General features: G+C 71.5%; 24 protein-coding genes and 1 pseudogene. 13 read left to right on the forward strand and 12 right to left on the reverse strand.

The window, feature by feature from the left end; genetic code table 11:
- Positions 1-25: 25 nt before the first annotated feature.
- Positions 26-538, forward strand: a complete 513-nt coding sequence (locus tag Raf01_RS28845) for a hypothetical protein (RefSeq protein ID WP_203921181.1) — start codon at positions 26-28, stop codon at positions 536-538.
- 34 nt (positions 539-572) lie between these two features.
- Here Raf01_RS28845 and Raf01_RS28850 read toward each other — a convergent pair whose 3' ends face one another.
- Positions 573-866, reverse strand: coding sequence for a DUF1330 domain-containing protein (locus Raf01_RS28850; RefSeq protein WP_203921182.1), 294 nt, complete (start codon positions 864-866; stop codon positions 573-575).
- A 146-nt stretch (positions 867-1,012) separates the two neighbouring features.
- On the opposite strand from Raf01_RS28850, the gene Raf01_RS28855 reads away from it, so the two are divergent.
- The gene (locus Raf01_RS28855) at positions 1,013-2,005 is read left to right on the forward strand and encodes a PfkB family carbohydrate kinase (protein WP_308442669.1); all 993 of its coding nucleotides are present in this window, start codon (positions 1,013-1,015) and stop codon (positions 2,003-2,005) included.
- A gap of 16 nt (positions 2,006-2,021) precedes the next feature.
- Positions 2,022-2,780 (forward strand): 5'/3'-nucleotidase SurE, encoded by a 759-nt coding sequence (surE, locus tag Raf01_RS28860; protein WP_203921183.1) that lies wholly within the window; start codon positions 2,022-2,024, stop codon positions 2,778-2,780.
- Between the two features lie 52 nt (positions 2,781-2,832).
- Here surE and Raf01_RS28865 read toward each other — a convergent pair whose 3' ends face one another.
- Both Raf01_RS28865 and Raf01_RS28870 read right to left on the reverse strand, forming a co-directional pair.
- Positions 2,833-3,636 (reverse strand): ABC transporter permease, encoded by an 804-nt coding sequence (locus Raf01_RS28865; protein WP_203921184.1) that lies wholly within the window; start codon positions 3,634-3,636, stop codon positions 2,833-2,835.
- A complete protein-coding gene (locus tag Raf01_RS28870; protein WP_203921185.1) occupies positions 3,629-4,759 on the reverse strand; it encodes an ATP-binding cassette domain-containing protein in 1,131 nt (376 codons plus the stop codon). The genes Raf01_RS28865 and Raf01_RS28870 overlap by 8 nt, the downstream gene beginning before the upstream one ends.
- A gap of 72 nt (positions 4,760-4,831) precedes the next feature.
- Between Raf01_RS28870 and Raf01_RS28875 the strand changes: the two genes are divergently transcribed.
- Positions 4,832-5,683, forward strand: coding sequence for a TetR/AcrR family transcriptional regulator (locus Raf01_RS28875; RefSeq protein ID WP_239134001.1), 852 nt, complete (start codon positions 4,832-4,834; stop codon positions 5,681-5,683).
- On the opposite strand, the gene Raf01_RS28880 is transcribed toward Raf01_RS28875, so the two are convergent.
- From Raf01_RS28880 to Raf01_RS28895, 4 genes and pseudogenes are all read right to left on the reverse strand, one after another.
- A complete protein-coding gene (locus Raf01_RS28880; RefSeq protein WP_203921186.1) occupies positions 5,680-8,091 on the reverse strand; it encodes a glycoside hydrolase family 65 protein in 2,412 nt (803 codons plus the stop codon). The genes Raf01_RS28875 and Raf01_RS28880 overlap by 4 nt on opposite strands.
- The gene (locus Raf01_RS28885; RefSeq protein WP_203921187.1) at positions 8,088-8,828 is read right to left on the reverse strand and encodes a beta-phosphoglucomutase family hydrolase; all 741 of its coding nucleotides are present in this window, start codon (positions 8,826-8,828) and stop codon (positions 8,088-8,090) included. The genes Raf01_RS28880 and Raf01_RS28885 overlap by 4 nt, the downstream gene beginning before the upstream one ends.
- Positions 8,829-9,025: 197 nt before the next feature.
- The gene (locus Raf01_RS28890; protein WP_203921188.1) at positions 9,026-9,301 is read right to left on the reverse strand and encodes a hypothetical protein; all 276 of its coding nucleotides are present in this window, start codon (positions 9,299-9,301) and stop codon (positions 9,026-9,028) included.
- Positions 9,302-9,525: 224 nt separating this feature from the next.
- Positions 9,526-10,113: pseudogene (locus Raf01_RS28895) on the reverse strand (GGDEF domain-containing protein); the annotation flags it as partial.
- A gap of 317 nt (positions 10,114-10,430) precedes the next feature.
- Here Raf01_RS28895 and Raf01_RS28900 point away from each other — a divergent pair.
- From Raf01_RS28900 to Raf01_RS28915, 4 genes are all read left to right on the forward strand, one after another.
- The gene (locus Raf01_RS28900) at positions 10,431-10,667 is read left to right on the forward strand and encodes a DUF397 domain-containing protein (protein WP_203921190.1); all 237 of its coding nucleotides are present in this window, start codon (positions 10,431-10,433) and stop codon (positions 10,665-10,667) included.
- 299 nt (positions 10,668-10,966) lie between these two features.
- Positions 10,967-11,851 (forward strand): Sco1979 family transcriptional regulator, encoded by an 885-nt coding sequence (locus Raf01_RS28905; protein WP_505973668.1) that lies wholly within the window; start codon positions 10,967-10,969, stop codon positions 11,849-11,851.
- 57 nt (positions 11,852-11,908) lie between these two features.
- The gene (locus tag Raf01_RS28910; RefSeq protein ID WP_203921191.1) at positions 11,909-13,348 is read left to right on the forward strand and encodes a sigma 54-interacting transcriptional regulator; all 1,440 of its coding nucleotides are present in this window, start codon (positions 11,909-11,911) and stop codon (positions 13,346-13,348) included.
- Positions 13,349-13,480: 132 nt separating this feature from the next.
- Positions 13,481-15,454 (forward strand): vWA domain-containing protein, encoded by a 1,974-nt coding sequence (locus tag Raf01_RS28915; RefSeq protein WP_203921192.1) that lies wholly within the window; start codon positions 13,481-13,483, stop codon positions 15,452-15,454.
- A 49-nt stretch (positions 15,455-15,503) separates the two neighbouring features.
- On the opposite strand, the gene Raf01_RS28920 is transcribed toward Raf01_RS28915, so the two are convergent.
- The gene (locus Raf01_RS28920) at positions 15,504-16,064 is read right to left on the reverse strand and encodes a GNAT family N-acetyltransferase (RefSeq protein ID WP_203921193.1); all 561 of its coding nucleotides are present in this window, start codon (positions 16,062-16,064) and stop codon (positions 15,504-15,506) included.
- A 183-nt stretch (positions 16,065-16,247) separates the two neighbouring features.
- Here Raf01_RS28920 and Raf01_RS28925 point away from each other — a divergent pair, with 183 nt between their 5' ends.
- Positions 16,248-16,625, forward strand: a complete 378-nt coding sequence (locus tag Raf01_RS28925; protein WP_203921194.1) for a DUF2267 domain-containing protein — start codon at positions 16,248-16,250, stop codon at positions 16,623-16,625.
- 75 nt (positions 16,626-16,700) lie between these two features.
- Here Raf01_RS28925 and Raf01_RS28930 read toward each other — a convergent pair whose 3' ends face one another.
- The 4 genes from Raf01_RS28930 to Raf01_RS28945 form a co-directional block, all read right to left on the reverse strand.
- On the reverse strand, positions 16,701-17,831 hold the full coding sequence (locus Raf01_RS28930) for a P-loop NTPase family protein (RefSeq protein WP_203921195.1): 1,131 nt from the start codon (positions 17,829-17,831) through the stop codon (positions 16,701-16,703).
- Positions 17,832-17,947: 116 nt separating this feature from the next.
- A complete protein-coding gene (gene eccD, locus Raf01_RS28935; protein WP_203921196.1) occupies positions 17,948-19,270 on the reverse strand; it encodes a type VII secretion integral membrane protein EccD in 1,323 nt (440 codons plus the stop codon).
- Positions 19,271-19,325: 55 nt separating this feature from the next.
- Positions 19,326-19,583: a hypothetical protein gene (locus Raf01_RS28940; RefSeq protein WP_203921197.1), complete on the reverse strand. Its 258-nt coding sequence runs from the start codon at positions 19,581-19,583 to the stop codon at positions 19,326-19,328.
- 63 nt (positions 19,584-19,646) lie between these two features.
- Entirely contained in the window at positions 19,647-20,633 is a 987-nt protein-coding gene (locus tag Raf01_RS28945; protein ID WP_203921198.1) for a DUF6177 family protein, read from the reverse strand.
- A gap of 253 nt (positions 20,634-20,886) precedes the next feature.
- Here Raf01_RS28945 and Raf01_RS28950 point away from each other — a divergent pair, with 253 nt between their 5' ends.
- From Raf01_RS28950 to Raf01_RS28965, 4 genes are read left to right on the forward strand one after another with little or no spacing between them, the layout of a single operon-like run.
- The gene (locus Raf01_RS28950; RefSeq protein ID WP_203921199.1) at positions 20,887-21,222 is read left to right on the forward strand and encodes a hypothetical protein; all 336 of its coding nucleotides are present in this window, start codon (positions 20,887-20,889) and stop codon (positions 21,220-21,222) included.
- 25 nt (positions 21,223-21,247) lie between these two features.
- A complete protein-coding gene (locus Raf01_RS28955; protein WP_239134003.1) occupies positions 21,248-21,544 on the forward strand; it encodes a pore-forming ESAT-6 family protein in 297 nt (98 codons plus the stop codon).
- Positions 21,545-21,585: 41 nt separating this feature from the next.
- Complete coding sequence (locus Raf01_RS28960) at positions 21,586-21,972, forward strand: DUF6507 family protein (RefSeq protein ID WP_203921201.1); 387 nt, start codon at positions 21,586-21,588, stop codon at positions 21,970-21,972.
- Between the two features lie 29 nt (positions 21,973-22,001).
- Positions 22,002-24,683: a hypothetical protein gene (locus Raf01_RS28965; protein ID WP_203921202.1), complete on the forward strand. Its 2,682-nt coding sequence runs from the start codon at positions 22,002-22,004 to the stop codon at positions 24,681-24,683.
- Positions 24,684-24,696: the final 13 nt, after the last annotated feature.

A 24,696-nucleotide genomic window follows, 5' to 3' on the forward strand; every position in this document is an offset into this window, starting at 1 on the left:
GGGCAGAGAGGGACGGGGCAGGCTCATGAACGAGCTGCTGTTGCTGCGTTTCCAGCTGGGGGCGCGAGTGAGGAACGCGGGGGCGGTCTACTACCGGGTCATCGAGCGGGCTCCGCTGACCGACCGGGTCTTCTGGTTCTATTACGAGACCAGGGGACCGGACGTCTACGTGAAGGCACAGGCGCTGGGGCCGGTGACCGTGGGTGGCGAGGCAAACCTGTTCGCCATCCCGTACGACGCGGATCGGCGGTGGCGCAGCGGTCAGTACCATGCCGCGCTGCCGGTCGCGCGGCACCCGGACACGGTCGCGCTGGACCTGCTAGACGGTGCCGGCCACCGGCTCGGTCGGCTGAGCTACCGGCTCGGGCCGGTGAACGGGTCGGGCCCGCACGTGTCAGGGCCGGCGGCCGGCGCCGGCTGGCCGGGGTGGGGCGACGGGGTCGGGCTGCGGGTCGACGTCCGGGGATCGGGTGAGCTCGACCCGTTTCGGCCAGTCGTACCGGCTCCCGGATCGATGAGGGAGCTGGCGGCCTGCTGAATCTAAGGGCCGGAGCCTGGAGTGAGCCGGCGGTTTACTCCAGGCTCTCCACCAGCAGCAGCCGGCGGGCCAGAGCCTCCTGCCGCACGGCGAGCGCGGCCGAGTACTCCGGCGACGCGTACCACTCCCGGGCGCGTTGCATGCTCGGGAACTCCACGATCACCAGGCGGCGCTCGTCGGGCCACCTGCCTTCCAGCGCCGCCGGCACCGCGCTCCTGGCCAGGTACCGGCCGCCGTAACGGGCGATCGAGTCCTGCGCCAGTTCGCGGTACCGAGCCGCGCGTTCATCGTCCAGCACCTCGACCTCGGAAATCACCCATGCGGCCACCGGACAAGGGTGCCAGTTGGGAACGCTGTTGCTGTAGTCGGCCGTATGGACTCCCGCGGGCCGGAAAGGTAGCAAAGGTTCCTCCATCTGGCCGGCCGGGACTCAGCCGGACGTTAGGAGCGGCGGCGGTAGGGAAAAGGCTGAGCGTGAGCGGTCAGGTCATGGTCTTCGCGCCCGCCCCACAACTCACGGTGACGATCGAGAAGCGTGGGGAGGGGCAGGAGATCCACCTGCACCCGGGTGGCCAGGGCGTCTGGCAGGCCAGGATGATCGCGGCACTCGGCCTGCCGGTGGTCCTGTGCGCGGCCTTCGGCGGCGAGGTCGGCCAGGTCCTCGAACCGTTGATCGCGGCGGAGGGGATCACGGTACGTGCGGTCCTGGGGCAGTCGCACAACGGCACCTATGTGCACGACCGGCGCGGCGGTTCGCGGATCGATGTGGCCGAGGTCACCGGTGACCCGCTGTCCCGGCACGAGCTGGACGAGCTGTACGGGGTGGCTCTCGCGGAAGGTCTGACGTCCGATGTCTGCCTGCTCAGCGGCGCGGCACACCCCGCTGTCGTACCGCCGGAGACGTACCGTCGGTTGGCCACCGACCTGGGCCGGCACGGGCGGCGGGTGATCGCGGACCTGTCCGGTGAACACCTGCACGCGGTGCTGGCCGGGCAGCCGTACCTGGTCCGGGTCAGCCACGAGGACCTCGGCACCGGCAACGACCTCGACTCGCTGATCGCGTCGGTGTGCCGGCTACGGGACGCCGGCGCCGATACCGTCCTGGTGACCCGGGCGCAGCAGCCGGCCGTGGCGCTGATCGGCGACGTCATCTACGAGGTGGTCACGCCCAAGCTGGAGGCAGCCGACCCGCGCGGCGCCGGCGACTCGCTGACCGCCGGCCTGGCTGCCGCGCTCGCCGCCGGTGATCCCACCGCCGAGGCGGTGCGGTGCGGTGCGGCGGCCGGCTCGCTGAACGTCACCCGGCACGGACTGGGTACCGGCGACCGGGGCGCGGTGCGCCAGCTGCGCGACCGGGTCAGGCTGGTACCGATCGGCAGCGTGGCCCCGGGCGAGCGGGGCTCCGCCGAGGGGCCGGAGCTGCGCACCACCACGCAGGAACTGGCCGAGCGGGTCGAACTGCCGTGACGGCCGGGCGCGGGCGATGCGCGCCCTGATCACCAATGACGACGGGATCGGCGCGGCGGGCGTACGCTACCTCGCCATCGCCGCACGGGACGCGGGGCTGGACGTGGTGGTGGCGGCCCCGTCGTCCGAGGCCAGCGGCAACAGCGCGTCGATCGCGGTGGTGGAGCGGGAGGGGCAGGTCCCGGTCGCCCGACACGAGTTGGACGGGCTGGCCGGGGTACCGGCGTTCGCGGTCGACGCCCCGCCGGCGTTCATCGTCCTCATCGCGACCCGGGACGCCTTCGGTCCACCGCCCGACGTGGTGCTGTCCGGGGTCAACCGGGGCTCCAACACCGGGCGTTCGGTGCTGCACTCGGGTACCGTCGGCGCCGCGCTGACCGCCGTGGCGCACGGCCGGCCCGGGCTCGCGGTGTCGCTGGACCTGGCCGGCGAGGCCACTGGGCCGGCGCACTGGCAGACCGCGGCGGAGCTGGCCACCCGGTTGCTGCCGCTGTTGTCCGACCAGTTCGTGCTCAACCTGAACGTGCCGAACCTGTCGAGCCAGCGGATCCGGGGGCTGCGGGAAGTGCGGCTGGCTTCGTTCGGTGCGGTGCAGACCCGGATCACCGAGAACGGCGTGGACGTCGTCGAGGCATCGGTCGCCGAGGCCGGCGAGGTGCCCGACCCGGACACCGACACGGCGCTGGTGGCCGCCGGGTTCGCCACCGTGACCGCGTTGACCCCGCCGCGCGAGGCCGACGTACCGCCGCTGGTCCTGCCGCCGTACGGCGGATGAACAGGCGCCGCCCGATCGGAGACGGCGCCTGTTCGGCACGGCGGTGACCACCTCACGAACTGCGCCGCCGGAACAGCACGGCGGAGGCCGCCACCGACGCGACGGTGATGCCGGCGCACCAGGCCACGGCCGCCCACGCGTGGTTGCCGACCGGCTGGCCGAGCAGCAGCCCGCGTAGGGTCTCGACGACCGGTGTGATCGGCTGATTGTCCGCGAAGCCGTGGATCCAGCCGGGCATCGTGGCGACGGGTACGAAGGCGCTGCTCGGGTACGGCAGGAACATCAGGAAGAACCCGAAGCCGTTCGCGGCCTCCGGTGAGCCGGCGAGCAGCCCGATCGCGGCGGACAGCCAGGAGAACGCGAACACGAACAGCAGCATCATGCCGGCCGCGCCCACCCAGGCCAGTCCGCTCGCGTGCGGCCGGAATCCGACCAGGTACCCGACGCCGAGCACCAGTACGGTCGACACGGCGTTGCGCACGACGTTGGCCACCACGTGCCCGCCGATGGCCGCCGGACCGCCGATGTCCATCGACCGGAAGCGTTCGATGATCCCGCCCCGCATGTCCTGCGCCACGGTCACCGCCGTCGTCGACGACCCGAACGCGGCGCAGATGATCAGGATGCCGGGCACCACGTAGGTGACGTATGTGGTACCGGTCTGGATCGCGCCGCCGAACAGGTACACGAACAGCAGCATCAGCATGATGGGCAGCATCAGCATGACCAGCAGGGCGTCGAGCTGGCGCCGGGACAGGCGCACGCACCGCGCGCTCATGGTGAGCGCGTCGGAGATCGGCGAGCGCCGGCGACCGGTGGCGGGCTGGACGGCGAGTGGGGCCGCGAGGTCAGACATTGATGCTCTCCTTGTCGGTATCGGTGCCGCCGGCGGCTGCGGAGCCTCGTTCCTCGGCGCCGCTGGCGGCTGCGGAATTTTTGGAGCTCGGCCGCTTGACCGCGGCACCTCGTCCCTCGGCGCCGCTGGCGGCGGAGTCCTTTGAGTGCGGCCGCTTGACCGCGGCACCTCGTCCCTCGGCGCCGCTGGCGGCCGTGTGCCCAGTCAGCGCGAGGAACACGTCGTCGAGGGTCGCGGTGTGCACGGCGAACCTGGCGACCGCGCGACGCTGCGGGTCGACGTCGTCGAGCAGGGCACGCACGTGCGCCGCGGTGCCGTCGGTCGGCAGCCCGATCAGCAGCCGGGCCGGTTCGGTGTGCGCGACCCGGGTGCCGAGCCGCGCGGCCGTTTCCCGGTACGCGTCGGCGTCGACCATGGTCAGGTCCAGCCGCTGGTCGGCGAAGCGTGTCTTGAGGTCGGCCGGTGTGCCCTCGGCGACGATCCGCCCGCCGTCGATGACCGCGATCCGGTCGGCCAGCTGGTCGGCCTCGTCCAGGTACTGCGTGGTGAGGAACACCGTGACCCCGGACGCGGTCAGGCCAGTGACGACCTGCCACATGCTCTGCCGGCTGCGCGGGTCGAGCCCGGTGGTCGGCTCGTCCAGGAAGATCACCGAAGGGTTCCCGACCAGGCCGACGGCGAGGTCCAGGCGCCGGCGCATGCCGCCGGAGTAGGTGCCCACCCGCCGCCGCCCGGCATCGGCGAGGTCGAACTCGTCCAGCAGCGAGGCCGCCCGCTGCCTGGCCCGCGCCCCGGACATGCCGCACAGCCGGCCCATCATGCGGAGGTTCTCCTCGCCGGTCTGGAGCTCGTCGACCGCCGCGTGCTGCCCGGTGAGGCTGATCGCGCGGCGCACCCGGTGCCGGTCCCGGGCGATGTCGAAGCCGGCCACCCGGGCGCGGCCGGAGTCCGCGGATGTCAGCGTCGACAAGATCTTCACCGTGGTGGTCTTGCCGGCGCCGTTCGGCCCGAGCAGCGAGAACACGCTGCCACGGGCGACCCGCAGGTCGACGCCGCTCAGCACGCTCACCTTGCCGTACGACTTGTGCAGGCCGATCGCCTCGACCGTCAGCTCTGTGTCCATGTCCCCGTTCCCTGTTTGGCCGGTACTGCGTATGGCATACGCTCTACTGCGTAAGTTATACGCAGTACTACGATGGCGGTCAACCCCGAGTCGGAGTGGAGACACATGGGCAAGCGCGGCGGCACCGGATCCCAGGGCGGCCAGCCACCGGAGACCGCCGGACCGAAGTCGACCACCGGCCTGCCTCCGAGCATCGAGGCGGCGTGGGGGCTGCGGGAGCGCCCGACCAAGGGGCCTCGGCGGGGACTGACTCTCCCCCAGATCGTCGAGGCCGGAGTCCGGGTCGCGGTGAGCGAGGGGCTGGGCGCGGTCTCGATGGGCCGGGTCGCCGCCGAGCTGGGCGCCTCCACCATGTCGCTGTACCGCTACGTGTCCGCCAAGGACGAGCTGATCGACCTGATGATGGACCTCGCCATCGGCGTACCCCCGGAACCGGATCCCGGGCAGGGGTGGCGGGCCGGGCTGACCTGGTTCGCGCAGGCGTACCGGGACCTGCTGCTGCAGCACAGCTGGATGCTCCGGGTGCGGATCAGCGCTCCGCCGATGACGCCGAACCAGATCGCCTGGCTGGAGTACGCGCTGACCTACCTGCGGGACACCGCCCTGACCGGTTCGGAGAAGCTGTCCACGGTGCTGATGCTGAGCGGCTACGTGCGGAACGTGACCGGCCTGGAGGCGGACATCACCGCGGCAGCGCTGGCCGCTGGCTCCACCGCCGAGGCGGCGATGCTCAGCTACGGCCAGCTGTACGCGAAGGTGGTGGACCCGGCCCGGTTCCCGGAGACCGGCAAGCTCATCGCCGACGGTGTGATGGACCAGGAAGACCTGCCGGACAACGAGTTCAACTTCGGTCTGGGCCGGATCCTCGACGGTCTCGGAGCGCTGATCGACGCGCGGCGTGAGCCCTCGTCCGAGGAGACCTAGTCGTCGCTCTGGGCGTCCACCGGAGTCTGGCTGTTCGCGTCGCTGGCGCTGCGCCGCCTCGGTGCCCGGCCGGCCGGTTGGCGGGGCGCGGGCCCGACCGGTGCCATCTCCGGGATGGGCAACCGCACCGGAGCGCCGACCTCGATGGTCACCGGCTCGCCGTAGTGCATCAGTTCGATCTGCGCACCGGCCGGGGAGTCCCCGTCGCGCACCTCGTACGTCACCTCCTGCGGCGCCACGCTGACCCAGAGCCGCAGTCCGTGCCACAGCAGGGCGAAGTCCAGCCGCTCGATCTGGTGCGGAAGGCGGGGCGAGAAGGACAGGGTGCCGTCGTGGTCACGCATCCCGCCGAAGCCCGCGACCAGTGCGAGCCAGGCACCGGCCAGGGACGCGATGTGGATGCCGTCCTCGGTGTTGTGGTTGAGGTCGCGCAGGTCCATCAGGGCGACCTCGCCCAGGTAGTCGTACGCCAGGTCGAGGTGGCCCACCTCGGCGGCCATCACCGCTTGCGTGGACGCCGACAGGGACGAGTCGCGGACCGTGCGCTCTTCGTAATAGGCGAAGTTGCGGGCCTTGTCCTCCTTGGTAAACGCGTCGCCGCGCCAGTGCATCGCGAGGACCACGTCCGCCTGCTTGATGACCTGGGTGCGGTACAGGTCGAAGTACGGGTAGTGCAGCAGCAGCGGGTACTTCTCCGCGGGTGTGTCCTCGAAGTCCCACTCGGGGTGCCGGGTGAACCGCTCGGACTGCTGGTGCACGCCCAACTCTTCGTCGTAGGCGATGTGCATCGCCTTGGCCGCGTCCCGCCAGGACGCCGCCTCCTCCTGACCGACGCCGAGGGTGCGGGCCACCTGGGGGTACCGGATGACGGCGTCGGCCGCCGCGTTGAAGTTCCGCTGCGCCATCAGGTTCGTGTAGACGTTGTCGTCGATGACGCCGGTGTACTCGTCGGGTCCAGTGATGCCGTCGATGTGGTACCGGCCGTGCCGGTCGTGGTGCCCCAGGGAACGCCACAGCCGGGCGGTCTCCACCAGCAGTGCGACCCCGAAGTCCCGCTCGAAGTCGTGGTCTCCGGTGGCGTGCACGTACCGCAGGCACGCGTCGGAGATGTCGGCGTTGATGTGGAACGCGGCGGTACCGGCCGGCCAGTACGCCGAGCATTCCTGCCCGCGGATCGTCCGCCAGGGGAACGCGGCGCCGGCCAGTCCCAGCGTGCTGGCCCGTTCCCGGGCCGCGTCCAGGGTGAGGAACCGCCAGCGCAGCGGCCCGACCGCGGCTTCCGGATGGGTGTACGTCAGCACCGGCAGCACGAAAGTCTCGGTGTCCCAGAACGCGTGGCCGTCGTACCCGGGGCCGGTCAGCCCCTTCGCCGCGATCATCCGGTTCTCCGCGCGCGCCCCGGCCTGGAGCACTTCGAACAGCGCGAACCGGATCGCCTGCTGGACCTCGGGATCGCCGTCCACCCGGATGTCCGCTCCCCGCCAGAACGAGTCGAGGTACTCGCGCTGGCCGGACAGCAGGCCGTCCCAGCCGGTGAGCCGGGCGCCGGCCAGGGCCGCGCCGGCCTCGTCACGCAGGGCGGGCAGCGAGCGCCGACCGGACCACGCGTACGCGACCAGCTTGATGACCCGTAGCTGCTGTCCGGGCTCCAGTACGCAGGCGATGCTGGTACGGGCCCAGTCCGGGAACGCCTCGGTGTCGACCAGGGTGTCCTCCGGGCCGGACACCAGGTGGTCCATCGCGGCCGCCACCCGCAGGCCGCTCGCCTTCGTGCTGTGGATGAGCAGCCCGCCCGCGTCCCGGGCCAGGTGCTCCTCGGCGGCCAGCGGCGCCTCCAGCACCTCGGCCACCCGCGGATCCTTCTTGCGGGGCGGCATCGCCTCGTTGGCCACCAGTTCGGACTGCAGGATGAACCGGGCCGGCTCGTTGATCGGCTCGACCTCGTAGCAGATCGCCGCGACCGCCCGGTGGGTGAACGAGACCAGTCGGGTGGACCGGACCCGTACCTCGCGGCCGGCGGGGGAGACCCATTCGACGACCCGCTCCAGGGTTCCGGCCCGCAGGTCCAGGATCCGTTCGTGGGAGCGCAGTTCGCCGTGCCGTACGTCGAACGGCTCGTCGTCGACGAGCAGCCGCATCAGCTTGCCGTTCGTGACGTTGATGATCGTCTCGCCGGACTCGGGGAAGCCGTAGCCGGCCTCCGCGTACGGCAGCGGTCGCAGTTCGCAGAACGAGTTCAGGTATGTCCCCGGCAACCCGTGCGGCTCGCCCTCGTCCAGATTGCCGCGCAGCCCGATGTGTCCGTTGGACAGTGCGAAGATCGATTCCGAGTGCGCCAACCGATCCAGGTCGAGCCGCGTCTCGCGGACCAGCCAGGGCTCGATCGGGTAAGTGCTGTCCGCGGTCACGGCCTCTCCAACAGTTCGACGGGATCCTCCACCACGACGTCCGCGCCGGCCCGGCGCAGCTCCTCGGCGTGCCCCACCCGGTCTACGCCGACCACGAAGCCGAAATCGCCGGCACGGCCGGCCGCGACGCCGGCCACCGCGTCCTCGAACACGACCGCCTGCCGCGGCGAGACGCCCAGGCGCTTCGCGCAGGCCAGGAACGTGTCCGGCTCGGGTTTGCCGCGCAGGTTCTCGTCCTTCGCGACCACCCCGTCCACGACCTCCTCGAACAGGTCGGTCAGGCCGGTGACGCGCAGAACCTCACGGGTGTTCTGGCTCGCCGAGACGACCGCGCGGCGCAGCCCAGCCTCCTGGGTGGCGCGCAGGTAGGCGATGGCGCCCTCGAACACCTGGACACCGTCCTGGCGGATGCGGCGCTGCACGATCTGGTTCTTCCGGGTGCCTATGCCGTAGACGGTGTCCCGGTCCGGCGGGTCGTCCGGATCGCCGTCGGGTACCTGGATGCCACGGGAGGCGAAGAAAGCGCGGACCCCGTCGGCGCGGGGCCGACCGTCCACGTAGTCGTTGTAGTCAGAGGCGGGATCGAAAGGCGCCAGCGGCTCACCGTTGTGTTCCCACCGTTTCAGGCAGTCATTGAAGGTTTCCTGCCATGCCGCCCGGTGTACCGAGGCAGTCTGGGTGAGAACACCGTCGAGATCGAACAGGCATGCCGTGACGTCTCCTGGGAGACCGAGCACGGCTTGACGGTATCCAGCGGGGATGGGCGCGGGCGGGCAGTCGCCGGCAAATGCATTCGAAAGCCTGTATGGCGCCGTCGGCTGGTTTCAGCGCCGCTGGCGAGGGGCATACTCGCCGGCTGGCCAGCGCTGGATGGGCGACTCCATTGGCGCCCGGCGACAACACGCGGCCGGCGGGTGGCCGGGCGGTTCGGCGATCAGAGCCCGCCGCGGACGTCCGTCATCCGGTCGAGCGTGGGATCCGCGTCGGCCCGAGCCAGCAGGTAGCGGGCGGTCAACGTGTCCACTCCGGTGCCCCGGGCGCCGTTCGGCCGGTAGGTCACCGTTGCCGCGCGGGACGAGGCACTCTCGACGACCCCGGATCGCCACTGGCCGCCCCGATAGATCCACACGGGATCGGCGGGGCGGTAGCTGTCGGTGGGCGCGACATCGGCGGGGTTGCGATGGTCGGGGTCGATGTCCGGTGCTGGCATGGTTCGGGGCCCTCCTACTCTGGTGTGTGATTGGTCACGTCGACCAGGGGGCGCGTCGCACGCGACGACGCCGGTAGGGGCTGTGGAGCCGGTGCGGGAGTGGCACTGCTGCCTGTTGTGCCCGTGCCGGTCGTTCCCGCACCAGTCGTGCCATTGCCCGAGGCGTCGCCGGTGGCCGGCGTCTCGCTCCAGGTCGGTGCGCGGCCGGCGCTGCGGGCGTGGCGCTTGGCGCGGTACATGGCGTCGTCCGCGTCGCGCAGGGCTCCGGCGAGATCGGCGGCGTAGCCGATGAGCGGTACCACGCCCACCGAGGCCGTGATGGTCAGGCTCCGGCCGACGATCGGCATCGGCGCGGCGAGCGCTTCGGCCAGCCGTTGCCCGGTCGGGTACGGCAGCGATCCGCTGCCGACCGAGTTGGCGAACAGCCCGGCGAACTCGTCGCCGCCGATCCGCGCCACGAGGTTGTCGCCGGCATACGCCTCGAGGCGCCGGGCGATGGTGATCAGCACTTCGTCGCCGGCCGCGTGCCCGAACTCGTCGTTGACTCGCTTGAAGTCGTCGAGGTCTAGCAGGACCACGGCCAGCGGGTGCTGCACCGGGTCGGCGATGATCGCCGCTCCCCGCTGGTAGAACGTCCGGCGGTTGGGCAGGCCGGTGAGCGGATCATGCCGGGCCGCGTGGCGCTCGGCGCGAAGCTCGCCGCGCAGCAGATTGGCTTCGGCTTCGGCTCGACTCGCCCGGCCATACCAGTGCCATCCGGCGCCGATGGCCGATGCCATGGCGACTCCCGACGCGACCGTGAGGGGGTCCATGAGGGATCTCCCTTTACCGTCGGTGATCGCGGGTTGGCTGAGACCGGCGATGGCGCAAGTCCGTGACCGGCTGATTAATGCCATGGCGTCCCGCAGCTTGCGTCAACGTTCCGCCGCCCGACCACGAAGCGTAAACGGACAAGTACGGATGCACATGCGATATCATCCTCGTCGTGCCTTGCATGCGCAAGAGCCGATGCACGTGCATCCGAGCCGTGCAGGGGCCCCCGCCGCGCGAGGTCCGATCAGATCGGATGGGGTGGGGGGCCATTCGGCCGTTCCTCGCACCGTCCCTGAAACCCGGTTACGAGGAACTGATGCACCAGACGTACAACGGCATGCCCGCCGGCGAACTCCCCGCCCTCATCTGGCAGAAGAGCGCCCGGAGCAACCCGAGCGGAAACTGCGTCGAGATGGCCGGCCTACCGGACGGCGGCATTGCGATCCGGAACTCGCGCGACCCCCAGGGCCCGGCGCTCATTTACACAGTGGATGAGATCGCCGCGTTCATCGGTGGCGCGAGGGACGGCGACTTCGACAAATTCATCCAGTGACGCGTTAGCGTCACCGGCAGCATCAGGGCGGTCCTCGCTGGCCGCTTTCGACTGGTCCGGCTCGGCGCGTCTGTCGCCGCGCAACGACCCAGACCAGTCGTCCGACCGGTCCGGCTCGGCGTGCCTGACGCCGCGCGACGACCCGGATCAGTCGTTCACACCGCCCAGATGCCGCGCGTACGCACATCGGCCCAGATGTCGGACGCACGGCTTGCCCGATAACCCTGCGTCCATGGCATGCTTACCCGGGTATTACGGAGGCGGCCTCACGGGCCGCCGCTCGGCATCCGGAGGTCAGCGTGACGACGGCTGGGCTTGAGGGCGGCTCAGGCGGTGGTCCCACCGTGCTGCGCATGCTGCTCGGCGCTCATCTGCGCCGGCTGCGCGAGGCTCAGGGGGTCAGTCGCGAGGACGCCGGCTGGGAGATCCGTTCGTCCGAATCGAAGATCAGCCGGATGGAGCTGGGCCGCGTCAGCTTCAAGGAGCGCGACGTCGCCGACCTGCTCAGCCTCTACGGGCTGGACGACGAGGAGGAGCGCGGGCGGCTGCTCACGCTCGCCCGCGACGCGAACACGCCGGGCTGGTGGCACCGGTTCGGTGACGTACTGCCCAACTGGTTCCAGTCGTACCTGGGCCTGGAGGCCGCGGCGTCGCTGATCCGGACGTACGAGGTCCAGTTCGTCCCCGGCCTGCTGCAGACCGAGGACTACGCCCGCGAGGTGGTCCGGCTCGGCCACGGCAAGGCGGGCGCGGACGAGATCGAGCGCCGGGTCGGCGTGCGCATCACCCGGCAGCAACTGCTCGCGAGGACCAACCCCGCCCAGCTCTGGGCGGTGGTCGACGAGGCCGTGCTGCGCCGGCCGATCGGCGGCGCGAAGGTGATGCGCTCCCAGATCGAGGCGCTGATCGCGGCGACCGACATCCCGAACGTGCGCCTCCAGGTGATCGGCTTCCACGTCGGCGGCCACGCGGCGGCGGGCGGGGCGTTCAGCATCCTCCGCTTCCCGGACCCGGAACTGCCCGACGTGGTCTATATCGAGCAGCTCACCAGCGCGCTCTATCTGGACAAGCGGGACGATGTCGATCTGTACGCCGAGGCCATGGAGGTCCTCTGCGTCGAAGCGGACCCGCCGGCCCGTACCGCCGACATCCTCACCGGCATCCTGCGCGACCTCGACGGGTAACCCGCGTCCCAGCCCGGACGCGTGTCGATGACCGGCCCGGCGCGTTAGCGTCGATGGGTGACCCAAACGCCGCAGACGATCACCCCCACTCCGCCCGACGACCTGCCCCGTACCCTCGGCGGCCTGCGCGCGGCCGGCTACAAGTACCGCTCGGTCAAGCAGGAGCTGCGCGAGAACCTGTTGATCAAGATGCGCGAGGACCAGCCCCGGTTCCCCGGCATCGTGGGCTACGAGGACACGGTGCTGCCCGAGGTCGAGCGCGCCCTGCTCGCCGGCCACGACGTGGTGCTGCTCGGTGAGCGCGGCCAGGGCAAGACCCGGGTGATGCGCTCGCTGGTCAACCTTCTCGACGAGTGGACCCCGGTCATCGCCGGTTCCGAACTGAACGAGCACCCGCTCCACCCGATCACGCCGGCCGCGCGCCGGCTCGCCGCCGAGGTCGGCGACGAGCTGCCGGTCGCGTGGCTGCACCGCTCGCTGCGGTACGGCGAGAAGCTGGCCACGCCGGACACCAGCGTCGGCGACCTGGTGGGCGACGTGGACCCGATCCGGGTCGCGCAGGGCCGGACGCTGGGCGACCCGGAGACCATCCACTTCGGCCTGGTGCCCCGCACCAACCGGGGCATCTTCGCCATCAACGAGCTGCCCGACCTGGCCGAGCGGATCCAGGTCTCGCTGCTGAACGTGCTGGAGGAGCGGGACATCCAGGTGCGCGGGTACCAGCTGCGGCTGCCCCTGGACCTGCTGCTGGTGGCCAGCGCGAACCCCGAGGACTACACGAACCGGGGCCGGATCATCACCCCGCTGAAGGACCGGTTCGGGGCGGAGATCCGTACCCACTACCCGGTCGACCTGGACCTGGAGATGGACCTGATCCGGCAGGAGGCCGACGTCGTGGCCGCCGTACCGGACCACGTGGTCGAGGTGATCGCCCGGTTCACCCGAGAGGTCCGCGAGTCGCCGTCGGTCGACTCCCGCTCCGGCGTCTCGGCCCGGTTCGCGATCGCGGCCGCCGAGACCGTCGCCGCGTCGGCGTTGCGCCGTGCCGGCCTGCTCGGTGAGGAGGACCCGGTGGCCCGGGTCGGCGACACCGTGTCGGTGACCAGCACACTGCGCGGCAAGGTGGAGTTCGAGAGCGGCGAGGAGGGCCGGGAGATCGAGATCCTCGGGCACCTGCTGCGTACCGCGACCGCGGAGACGTTCCGTGCCCGGCTCGCCGGCCTGGACCTGTCCGGCTTCACCGACATCGTTGCCGAGGGCGAGATCATCGAGACCGGCGAGCTGGTCGCCGCGGACGAGGTGCTGCGCCAGGTGGGCACTGTGCCGGGGCTGGCCAAGGTACTGGACCGGCTCGGCATGGGCGACGCCCCGACCCGGGGCGAGGCCGCGGCCGGGGTGGAATTCGTGCTGGAGGGCCTGTACCTGACCCGCCGGCTGTCCAAGGAACTGCGGGAGGACGGCCGCACCGCGTACGGCCCGGGTGGGCGGCGCCAGTAATGGGCGAGCGTCAGCGAGCTCATCAGAGTCGCAGTCTTTTCGTGCCTCATGCCGAACCGCAGCGGAGCGACTGGTCTGGGTCGCGGCGCGGCGTCAGACGCGCCGAGCCAGACTGGTCGGAGAGGATTCGGTATGAGCGGTAACCGGTTTCGGTACGGGGCGTGGGAGGGCGGACCCGATCCGCTGGCGCCGCCGTACGACGTCCGGGCCGCGGTCGACCAGGTCGGTGCCGAGGTGCTGGCCGGTGGGAGCCTGCGGGAGGCGCTGCGCGACCTGCTGCGCCAGGGCCCACGTTCCGGCCGGGGCCTCGGCGACCTGGTCGCCCGGGCTCGCCGGATGCGTCGCGAGGCGATGCGACGGGGCAACCTCGACGGCGCGGTGACCCGGGCGCAGGCACTGCTCGACCAGGCACTCGCGGCGGAACGCGACGAGCTGGCCGGGCGCGACGACGACGCGGCGCGGTTCTCCGAGGCGGTACTGGACAACCTGCCCCGGTCGACCGCGCAGGCGGTACAGGAGTTGTCCGGGTACGAGTGGACCAGCGACGAGGCCCGCCAGCTGTACCAGCAGATCCTCCAGGGCCTGCGCAACGACGTGCTGCAGCAGCGGTTCACCGGGCTGCGCGACGCGTTGCGCGGCGCGGACCCGGCCAGCAACGCCGCGGCGAACCAGCAGCTCAAGGAGATGCTCGGCGACCTCAACAACCTGCTGGACCGGCACGCTCGCGGCGAGGACACGGCGGACGCGTTCGCCGAGTTCATGCGCCGGCACGGCGAGTTCTTCCCGGAGCAGCCGGGCAGCATCGACGAACTGGTCGAGGCGCTGGCCCGGCGGGCGGCCGAAGGCGAGCGGCTGATGCGCTCGCTGTCCCCGCAGCAACGGGAGGAGTTGGCCGGGCTGATGTCCCGGGCGCTCGGCGACGCCGACCTGGCCGGCGAGATGGCCGCGCTGGACGCGCACCTGCGTACCCTGCGCCCGGACCTGCCCTGGGGCCGCCGTTCGCAGGTACGCGGCGAGCGGGGGCTCGGGTACGGCGAGGCGACCGAGGTGCTCGGTGAGCTCTCGGACCTCGACGACCTCATCGACCAGCTCGGGCAGGAGCACCCCGGCGCGACGCTCGACGACGTCGACGTGGAGGCGGTGGAGCGGTTGCTCGGCCGCGAGGCCGGTGCGGACGTGCGCCGGCTGCGGGAGCTGGAACGGGAACTGCGCCGGCAGGGCTGGGTGACCCGGGGCGCCGAGGGGCTGACGCTGAGCCCGAAGGCGTTGCGCCGGCTCGGCGGTACCGCGTTGCGTTCGATCTTCGCGGACCTGGAGCGCGGTCCGCGCGGCCAGCACGACCTGCGGGACGCGGGCGCGGCCGGCGAGCTGACCGGGGCGTCGCGCCGCTGGGAGTACGGCGACGAGCAGCAGATCGACGTCGTCCGCACGATCGGCAACGCGGTCCGGCGAGTCTCCGCTTCCGGTCGCGGCGGGACGCCGGTTCTCCTCGAAGTGGAGGACTTCGAGATCGCGGAGACCGAACGGCGCTCCTCGGCGGCGGTCGCGCTGTGCGTCGACCTGTCCTTCTCGATGGTGTCCGAGGGGCGGTGGGGGCCGATGAAGCAGACCGCGCTGGCCCTCTCGCACCTCATCGCGACCAGGTTCCCACAGGACGCGCTGCAGATCATCGGCTTCGGCCGGTACGCGCAGCAGCTGTCCCAGCAGGAGCTGGCCGCAGTCGAGCCGGACATGGTGCAGGGCACCAACCTGCAGCACGCGCTGCGGCTGGCCGGCCGGCACCTGCGTCGGCACTCGGACGGCGACCCGGTCGTCCTGGTCGTCACCGACGGGGAGCCGACCGCGCACCTGCTCGACGACGGGGAGGCGGTGTTCGCCTGGCCGCCGGCCCGGGAGACGGTGATGGAGACCGTCCGCGAGGTGGACGTGCTCACCCGCTACGGCGCGACGCTGAACCTGTTCATGCTCGGCGAGGACGAGGGGCTGCGCCGGTTCGTGGACGCGGTCGCGCGGCGCAGCGGCGGCCGGGTGTTCACTCCGGACGCCGAGGACCTCGGCAGGTACGTGGTGTCGAACTACATCCGGGCCCGGCGGCGCGGCCGCTGATCGCCCGCTACGAGTCAGAGACGGCGGTGCGCTTCCCGACGCACCGCCGTCACGCTTCCAGGCGCCGCCACTCTTCCACGTCCAGCGCGTATTCGACCTCGCCCAGCTCGGTACCGGGGAGCGGATCGTCCCAGGTCTCGTGGAACGTCCGCGCGTAGATCAGGCCGCTCTTCTCCATGACCCGGCGGGACGCGGCGTTGACCGCCATCGTCTGCGCGATCACCCGGGTCAGGCCGAGTTCGGTGAATCCCTTGCGAATGAGCGCCTTGGAGCCCTCGGTGCCGTATCCGGCGCCCCACGCCGACCGGCGCAGCCGGTAGCCCAACTCGGCCTCGTCCGGCCGGTCCGTCGGCGTCAGCGCGAACCAGCCGAGGAACTGCCGGCCGGCGCGGGTCTCCGCCGCCCAGTACCCGGGGCGGTCGCCGTACCGCTGGTAACCGCGCAGGAGCTTCGGCAGGATCGTGTCCCGCAACTCCTCCCGGGGCACCGGCTTCCCGCCGTTGAGGTAGCGCATCACCTCGGGGTCGTTGTCCAGCGCGACGAGGTCGTCCAGGTCGGTTTCGGCGAGATCGCGCAGGATCAGCCGTTCGGTCGTGAGGAACTCCGGCACCGGCTCATTGTGCCGGTCCCCGCGTTTGGCCAGCCGGCGCCCGGGTAAGCGGCGACTGGTCTGGGTCGTCGCGCGGCGTCAGAAGAGTCGCCGGGCCAGATTGGTCGGACGACTGGTCTGGGTCGTCGCGCGGCGTCAGAAGAGTCGAGCCAGACTAGTCGGAGTGGTCTGAAGGGATGCCCCGTGGACTATGACGAGTTCATCCAGGGTGTCGCGGGACGGCTGGGGACCTCGCGTGACGAGGCCACCGCGCTCAGCCTGGCGACGCTGGTGACGCTGTCCGAACGGATCAGCGGGGGCGAGGTCAGGGACCTGGCCGCGCAGTTGCCGGAGCGGTTGCGGGGCTGGCTGCTGCCGACCGAGGAGAACGCGGAACGCTTCGGGCTGGCCGAGTTCCTGCGGCGGATCGAGACGCACGCGGCGGTGAACACCGAACGCGCCCAGGAGGGCGCCCGGGCGGTCCTCGCGACGCTGCGCGAGGCGGTGACCGGCAAGGACTTCGCGGACACGCTGACCCAGCTTCCGAAGGAGTTCTGGGCAGTGGTCGAGCCAACCCCCTGAGCTGGCCGGCCAGCGGGTCGGCCCCGGTCTTGGTTAGCCGCCTTCTGCCGGCCCCGGTGCTGTCGGCCGGCTCTGTCAGCCGCGGTTCTGGTTGGCCAGCGTGAGTGCGGCGGCGCCGATCCGGGCCACCGCGGGCGCGGTCTGGCGGGCGAACCGGCCGGGCTCCAGCGGAGCGCCGGCGGCCAGGCTGCGGTCGTACCCGAGGACGCACGCGGGCACCCCCGCGCCGCGCAGCGACTCCGCCGCCTTCGCGTGGTTCAGCGCCGCGTCCGGGGACTGGTCGAGGAGCACCGGCACGGTGCGCGCCCGCAGATCCGGGGCGACCTCGGCGAACCAGGCCAGCGCGGTACGCATGCCGTCGAGGGTGGCCGGGATGGCCAGGACGAGGCTGTGCCCGTCGGCCAGGTAGCCGGGCTGGATCACGGCGTCGTGGCCGCCGTCGATGACCGCGAGGCCGAAGAAGCGCATCAGGCGGGTGCTCACCTCGCGGTACGCGTCGAGGTCCATGGTGCCCGGCCGGCTGAGCAGGGTGGGCCGGCGCTGGTGCTGGGACAGGGCCGCGACCGCCTCGCCGGGTGGCCGCCGTACCAGTGCCGAGGCGTCCTCGGCGGTCAGTCGCATGGCGGCACCGAGCCGGTACGCCAGCGAGCCGTGCCCGCGTGTCGTCTCCAGCGCGAGCGCGCCGTCGGCGCGGTACCGCACGTACGCGCAGGACAGCAGGGCGGCCAGGGTGGTCGCCCCGGCGCCGCCGCGCACACCGGCGACCAGGATCCGCCGGCACGTGGTGATCGGCTGCTGGATCCGGTGCACGTCGTCGGTGAGGGCGTGCACCTCACCCGCTCCGCCGCCCATGGCCCGGGCCAGCGTGCCGCGCAGCCGGCGCTGTGGCGTGTCGCCCCGGCGTACCCGCCCGGCCAGCCGGGTCAGCGCCTCGGGTACGGCGGGCTCCTCGGGCGGGGTGCTGGCCGGGTAGGTGGTGGGCGCCGGCCGGCTGGACGTCCACAGCCGGACACCGGGCGGCCCCGAGGGGACCGGCGGGGCGCTCGACGGCACCGGGATCGAGCCCGTCGTGGTCGGCGCTGGTGCGATCGGTGGCGGTGCGATCGGCGGCGTGGTGGTCGGTGGTGCGATCGGCGGCGGCGTGGTCGGCGGCGGGGCGACCGGGACCGCGGCAGGCGGTCGCACCGAGGCCCGTCCGTAGACCACCGGTGGATTCGACTCGGTGGTCGGCTGGCCGGCGGTTCGCAGGACCTCGGTATGCCAGCCCGATGCTGGAGTCGGTGGCGGCTCGGCTGGCTGACCCATCGATATCTGTCCCTCTACTAGAAGATGTGCAGTAGCCGGCCGTACGTGCCGAACTCACCGACGACCACGGGCACGATGGCCAGGACCGCACCCGCCTCGACGCGGTCGGTCAGCCGGCGCAGCCGCGCGCGGACATGGTCGGGCGGGTCGACGGCGAGCACCAGTACGCAGACGACCGCGCCCGCGGCGGCGACGGCCAGTTGCGCCGGTGTCGGCGTGCCGGTGGCGCCCAGCCACGCGACGAACAGGGCGGCGAGCACGACACCGGCCGCGCCGATCAGCGCGACCACCTCGCCGACCAGCGGGTACAGCCGGGCGCGGCTGAGCAGGAGGACCGCGAGCAACCCGGCCAGCGACAGCGTCCACCGATCCGGGTGGCCGGCCAGCGACCAGCCGCTGACCGCGATCGACGCGGCCAGCGCGATGGTTGCCAGCGCGAGTCCCCGGTGAGACGCGGCGAGCGCGTCGTACACGTCCCGCCGGGTCACGTCCCCGCCACCGGTGCGCGCGTCGTCGAGCCGGGTGAGGCCGGCCATCAGCAGTGCCAGCCGGGGCAGGAAGCCGAGCAGTACGACGGCGACCGCGGCCATGACCGCGCTCAACCGGGCGGCGGGAAGGTGAATGAGCATGCCCGCCCACCACAGCACGGCCAGCAGGACGCCGAACAGGCCACCGAGCCAGCCGCCGCGCCCCAGCGGTGTCGTCGCGCCGAGCAGCGCCACGAGTATGCCGGCCACCACCGCCAGCAGCAACCAGCGCTGCTCCGCCTGCCATCCGCTGGTGCGGCCGCCGAACCAGGCCGACTGCACGGCGAGTACGCCGGCGCCGAGCAGCACCACGGTGCCGATCGGCTCGCGTACCTGGGCGAGCGCGGCACCGAGCAGGCATCCGATGGCGGCCGCGACGGCGAGCCACAGGACGCCGGAGCGGCCCGGTTCGATGGCTCGGATCAGCAGTCCGGCGACGAAGAACAGCACCACCGCGCCGGCCGTCGCGCTCCACCGCCGGGCGGCCGGGCTCCACCGGAACGACAGCCGGTCCGCGCCCTCCGCGGTCTCCTCGGTGACGTCGTGGATGACCGGAGCGGGCGGGCTGTCCTCGACCGTCACGACCCGGAGCACGGCGCCGTCGGCCACTTCGGCCGCGGCCAGGCTCTGCCCGGTCGGCAGCGCGAGCCCGGAACTGGTCACCAGTTGTCGCGGCCGGGGCACCCGACCGGACGGCTCGCCGAGCAGGTCGAGCACGTCGGGTATGAGCACCCCGATCGGTTCGTCGGAGGGCAGTACGACATCGGCGCGCCGCCGGCCGCCCACCAGCGTCACCCTGCTGTACCGGGCCACGGCGCCTCCCCTGCGCGTACTGCGTGCGGGGCGCCCCGTCGCGTGGGTGCGCCCGCTATCGGTCCGGCGTATGGATGATCGCCGGAGCGGATTTGTTCTGCTGGTTCTGTTTCGCGATCTGCTGGCGGATCGACGAGTATCCGACGCATCCGGCCGCCACCACACCAGCGATGACGATGCTGGCGATCACCTTGCCGGCGTTTTCCTCGTAGGACCGGCGGCTGGCCAGTGCACCGAACAACATCGCGTCCCGCATCCGTCGGCGGCGGACCGCCACGGATTCCAGAAGTTCGCTGTCGAAGTCGCGCGCCACGCCGGCCACCGTAGCCATCCGGGGACGGACAGGCAACGCCCGCGGCTCGCGCCGTCGTGCCGGTCACGGTACCGGCAGCGGCACGTCGGCGCGCAACGCCCCGGCGAGGGCGGTCAGCGAGTTCCAACCGTCGGGCAGGTCATACCAGGCCGTCCCGCGGTGCCGCGGGCCGATCGGCCGGGCGCCCTCCAAGCTCAACGCCTCGGAAGCGCTCAGGTCGCCGCGTGCCGCCGGGCCGACGGCCAGGCCGGTCGGGATGCCCGCGCCGTCGGCCGGGCCGTCCGAGGCCGGAAGGGTCAGGTCTTCGCGTCCCGGCCGCAGTACCGCGAAAAACAGCGCGAGGTCGTGCTCGCGGGCCAGCGTGTCGGCGAGCGCCGGCAGCACGGACAGCGGTGGCTCCTCGCCGGCCGGGTACCCGACGACGAGAACCGCCGACTGCGCCGGAGCGGCTTGCGCGTCGGTGACTTGAAGGATGCCGATGGCCGGCCGCGCGCCGCCGCCGACGAAAGTCACCTGAGTCGGCCGCGGTGCGCGATCGATGACCAGTTCGGTCAGCTCCTCGGGCTGCCACGGCTGGGTCACCGGTTCGGCGGGGCCCCACCCGAGCGGTGGTTTACCGGTCAGCGTCCGGCACGCGGCCTCGACGCCGAGCCCGAAGGTGGCCGGCTGGCGCTCGTGGCGCAGTTCGATGGTGAGCCACAGTTGCCGGCCGATCTCCCCGCCCCGCTCCGTGCTGTCGGTGACTCCGGCGCCAGCGGGGGTACCGGCTTCGACGAAGGTGTCGTCGTCCCAGCGCAACCCAGCGCCGCTCGCGCCGTCGACATAACCGCGGCCGGGCGCGTGCACCACCCAGCGGTGCTGGCCGAGCAGCGCCATCCGCAACGGGACCGTGAGGCGGCTCGTCGCCGGCGTCACGAGTTGGACGCCCAGCCCCAGGTCGGCGGCCTCGATGAAAGCGTCGACGAGGCCCGGCCACAGACCGACCACCGGCCGGTCCTGGAGCAGGACGGCGGTCCTGTCGGTGAGGATGTCGACGACTGGCCAGGCCACCGGGCGATGGTAAGTGCGGCGCCGAGCCGCCGCAACGCGATCGGTTGCTGTTCAACGGTTCTGGCTACCGCGCTGGTTGTAGCTCCGTGCGACATACCACGCTGGTTGTAGGCGAACCTCCATCCAGTGTTCGACGCATTTCCGGGGAAGCGCGCATAACGTGTTGCGGTCGGGGGTCGCGTTTCGCGTGCCCGGAGACGAGTAAGTGTGACGGCCCGGTCCCGATCGGGCCGGCTGATCGGGAGGTCGGTAAATGCGGTTTGACATGGGCAGCCAGACGCTGCCGACGTTGATCAACCGTACCGATGGATCGCATCAGGATCTGGGTGCGTTGATCCGGGCGTTGATTGCGGCGGCGGAGCCGCTGGAGGGGAAGTTCAACGGGTCCGGCAAGTCCGCGTTCGACGGGTTCAAGGCACGGGCGGATCAGATCAGCGCCGACCTGCGGTCCGCGCTGGCGTCGATCCTCGGTGGCCAGCAGGGCATGAACGTGTCCTTTGTGGACGGCGACCAGTCGATGTCCGACAACGCGCAGCACAGCCAGGGCGCGTCGAACTTCGAGGCCGCCAGTTTCCGGATGTCGGCCTGAGGAACGGGAGACCACGATGGGCACGATGGATCGGTTGAGTTACGACACCGGGGCTTCCGCTGAGGCGCAGGGCAATATTCAGACCGTGGTGGCCCGGCTGGAAGCGGTCATCAACGACCGCGACCAGGCGGTGAAGTCGGCGATGGCGGACTTCTTCGCGGATGGTGTCTCGGACCTGTACCACGACAAAGAGGTCCGCTGGAACAACGCGGCGAACGAGGTGCGCAGCATCATCACCCTGGTGAAGAAGACGTTGCTGGACAACGACGCCACCGCATCTCAGGCGCAGTCCCGCGCTCGGGCAGCGGTCAGCGCCATCTGACCGGTCGGACCGCGGCCGGTCGCATTCGGCGGGAGGATTCCGTGACCAAATACAACATCGATCCGCAGGGCATCAACGGCGTGCTGAAGAACGTCAACGGGGTCCTGAAGGGCGAACTCACGAAGGCTCGGCAGTCGACGTACGACGCCTTGGATGAGGCGGTGCTGGCGTTCCCCGACGGGGGATCGCCGGTCGAGCAGGCACTGCGGGTCGCCCAGGCGCGGGCGGTGATGGCGGTCAACGCGGTGAGTTCGGAGACCGGTTTCATCGTGTCGGTGGCTGTCGACGCGGCGACCGAATACCTGAAGGCCGACGACAGGATGGCCGCCGGGGCCAAGCACCGCGAGGCGGCGGCGCGGGATGTCGACGCGTTCAGCGCCCAGCCCGGGATCGAGGCCAAGACTCACCAACTCGATCTGCAATCCTGAGCGACCGCTGATAGGGGAAGGCGACGTCGATGTCGTACGGCAACGGAAGCGAAGCCGACTGGCGCTCGTACTCCGACGCGTACAACCCGAGCGACGGGTTGATCGATCCCGGCAGGATCCCGAAGATTCCGATCGACGTGGGCGCCATGCAGGCCGCCGGCAGCAGGATCAAGTCGGCCGGGATCAAGGTGCACGGTGCTGGAGCTTCCGTCGACCGGACCTGGCAGCAACTCGGTCACTCGTACCGCGCGCCCGAGACACCGCAGTTGTTGAGCGGCTCGTCGCTGGTCGTACGCAAGGCAGACGGCGTGCAGAGCCGCCTCAACACCATCGGCGACGCGGTCTGGCACTTCGCCGCCGAAATGCAGGGGCTCAACGCACAGCTGGACGGCCTGCGCGCCCAGGCGACGACGTTCGTCGCGTGGGCCAGGGCCAGGGGTCCGGCCGCATGGCCGGAGGCGAGCTACCAGACCGGCGGACTGGGACACATGCCCGGCCGGGACTACAACGACCTGCTCGCCAAGAAGGTCGCCGGCGTGCTGAGCCACGTCAGGCAGATCGAGCAGGAGTACGCGGGTCAGATCGGTACCGCCTTCGACACGACGTTCGACCCGCCGCCGGGCAAGCCCCGGCCGTTCCACAGCCGTACCGAGGCCGAGGACGCTCACGCGGCGGTTCCGAGCAACTGGCGTGACCTCGACCTGGCGGGCGTCGCGCTCCCCTGGGGCGGCTCGAAGTCCGACGCGGTGGACCAGTTCGTCGACGGTATCGGCGACAGTGTCCTGAGTACGGTTCTGGCGCTGCCCGGACTTGTCGGTCTCGGCCTCAACCAGTCGGGTCGCTTCGGGTGGAGCCTGGGGACGCTGAAGAACTCCTGGCTCGGGCTGGGCCGCATGTCGATGGCCACGAATCCCCTCACCTGGGCGGCGCCCTCACAGGCGGCGGCGAACTGGAAGACGATGGCCACGGCGTTCAACGGGCTGATCGGCAAGGACGCCAACGGCAACTGGGGACCCAGGGGCGCCGGGCGGCTGGTCGGGAACGTCGGTGCGCTGCTGATCCCCGGAGCCGATGACCTCGCGGTCGGTGCGATGGCGGACAAGGGCGCCGCCATGGCCGAGCGAGGCGGAATGTGGGGCGCGGCCGGGCGGGCGATGCAGGCACCGAAGTGGATCACCACCGGTGGCTGGGCCGGCCTGGACGTACGGGCGGTACGCGCGGGCTTCGACGACAGCACCCTGCTCGGGCGGGCACTGCGAGCGCCCGGCAACGGGTGGCACCTGCCATCGGTACCGGAGGGGGAAGTCGCGACGCGGGCCGGCCATCGGGCCATGCCGCACGTCCCGGGCCTGGACCGGCAACCGGAGCGGGATTTCGACGCCGACCTGAGCCGGGTCACCGCCGCCCACGCCAGCGCGGCCGACGCCGCGCACGATGCGGCCAGCGCGAAGCTGACCGCGCACGGCCAGGACGCGGCTCGCCAACGCGACCTGATCTGGGAGAAAGCCAAAGCCGACGCCGCCGGCAAACCGGCCGCGGAACAGACGCGGATCTTCAAGGACGCCACCCAGCAGATCAAACAGCTGTCGGACCACACGTCACGGATCACCTCGGCCCTCGGTAGGGACAGCGACAACCGCTTCTCGGCCCTCGACAACCGGTTCTACGACGACCTCGACGCGTTGCGCGGCAACGCGGGCCTGCCGCCGGTCCCGGGTCACCACCCGATCGCGCTGCCGGACGCCGAGCAGAGCATCCGCGACCGGCTGATGGCCGCGGGCCTGAACGAGCACGCGGCCACCGCGGGTGCGCACGAGCTTCAGGACCTCTCCCGAGCCCAGAAGCCGCTCGCCGACTGGACCGCGGACCAGAAGGCGCTGCTGGCCAGCTACCTGCGAGACGGTCCACAGGTCACCCCGGACACCGAGCTGTCCAAGGTGCTGGGCCCCAAGGAGGTGCAGGACTTCCTCGCCAACCACAAGGGCACCGTGGGCGGGTTCGTGACCCAGGATCCGTTCGTGCGGGACGCGGTACGGCCGGTCGACCGGGTCGACGCGTTGGCCCTGGACTACCACTTCCGGCAGGAGTGGGCCCGGCAGGAATCACTGCGGCAGAAGGCATACTGGCTGACCCACCGCGGGCACGCGCAGCCGTTCGGGCCGCCGCTGCACGGGTACGGCGAGGTGGTCTTCCGTACCCACCCCGACGACCTGGACCGCTACGTCATCCCGGTCAGCGGCCACACCGAGAGCGCGCTCAAGGACTCCGGTGCCGACCTCACCGGCGCTCACCTCAAGGTGCACGACGCACCCGCCCCGTACACCGGTGTCGGCCTGACCGGCGGCGGGGTGCCGGAGTACATCGCTACCGGCGCGCGCATCAGCGACGGCACGATGTACTGGTACCAGCCGACCCGAGACGGCGGCGTCACCCGGTTCGCCCTCGGCACGTTCCACGACGGCAAGTGGTACGCCAACCCCGGTGTCGCCGAGGAACACCTGAAGGTCGGCGTAAACGGCCAGCCGGCGTCCGGGCGGTACCCGTGGTCGACCACGACCCGCGACGCCTGGTCACAGCTGCCAGAGGGCCTGCGGGAGTGGGTCAGCGGCGACTTCGCCTGGGACCTGGGCACCTCGCAACCCGCGCCCCCCAACCCGCCACAGCACCACAACGATCCCTTGTCCGACTACACCGAAGTGCCGACCGGCTGACGTATGGCGACAA

Source organism: Rugosimonospora africana (genome assembly GCF_016862975.1).
GTDB lineage: Bacteria > Actinomycetota > Actinomycetes > Mycobacteriales > Micromonosporaceae > Rugosimonospora > Rugosimonospora africana.

Coding starts and splice junctions, on each gene's coding strand:
- Raf01_RS28845 (WP_203921181.1), top strand. CDS start 26: ATGAACGAGCTGCTGTTGCTGCGTTTCCAGCTGGGGGCGCGAGTGAGG.
- surE (WP_203921183.1), top strand. CDS start 2,022: ATGCGCGCCCTGATCACCAATGACGACGGGATCGGCGCGGCGGGCGTA.
- Raf01_RS28865 (WP_203921184.1), bottom strand. CDS start 3,636: ATGTCTGACCTCGCGGCCCCACTCGCCGTCCAGCCCGCCACCGGTCGC.
- Raf01_RS28870 (WP_203921185.1), bottom strand. CDS start 4,759: ATGGACACAGAGCTGACGGTCGAGGCGATCGGCCTGCACAAGTCGTAC.
- Raf01_RS28875 (WP_239134001.1), top strand. CDS start 4,832: ATGGCGGTCAACCCCGAGTCGGAGTGGAGACACATGGGCAAGCGCGGC.
- Raf01_RS28890 (WP_203921188.1), bottom strand. CDS start 9,301: ATGCCAGCACCGGACATCGACCCCGACCATCGCAACCCCGCCGATGTC.
- Raf01_RS28900 (WP_203921190.1), top strand. CDS start 10,431: ATGCACCAGACGTACAACGGCATGCCCGCCGGCGAACTCCCCGCCCTC.
- Raf01_RS28915 (WP_203921192.1), top strand. CDS start 13,481: ATGAGCGGTAACCGGTTTCGGTACGGGGCGTGGGAGGGCGGACCCGAT.
- Raf01_RS28950 (WP_203921199.1), top strand. CDS start 20,887: ATGCGGTTTGACATGGGCAGCCAGACGCTGCCGACGTTGATCAACCGT.
- Raf01_RS28955 (WP_239134003.1), top strand. CDS start 21,248: ATGGATCGGTTGAGTTACGACACCGGGGCTTCCGCTGAGGCGCAGGGC.
- Raf01_RS28965 (WP_203921202.1), top strand. CDS start 22,002: ATGTCGTACGGCAACGGAAGCGAAGCCGACTGGCGCTCGTACTCCGAC.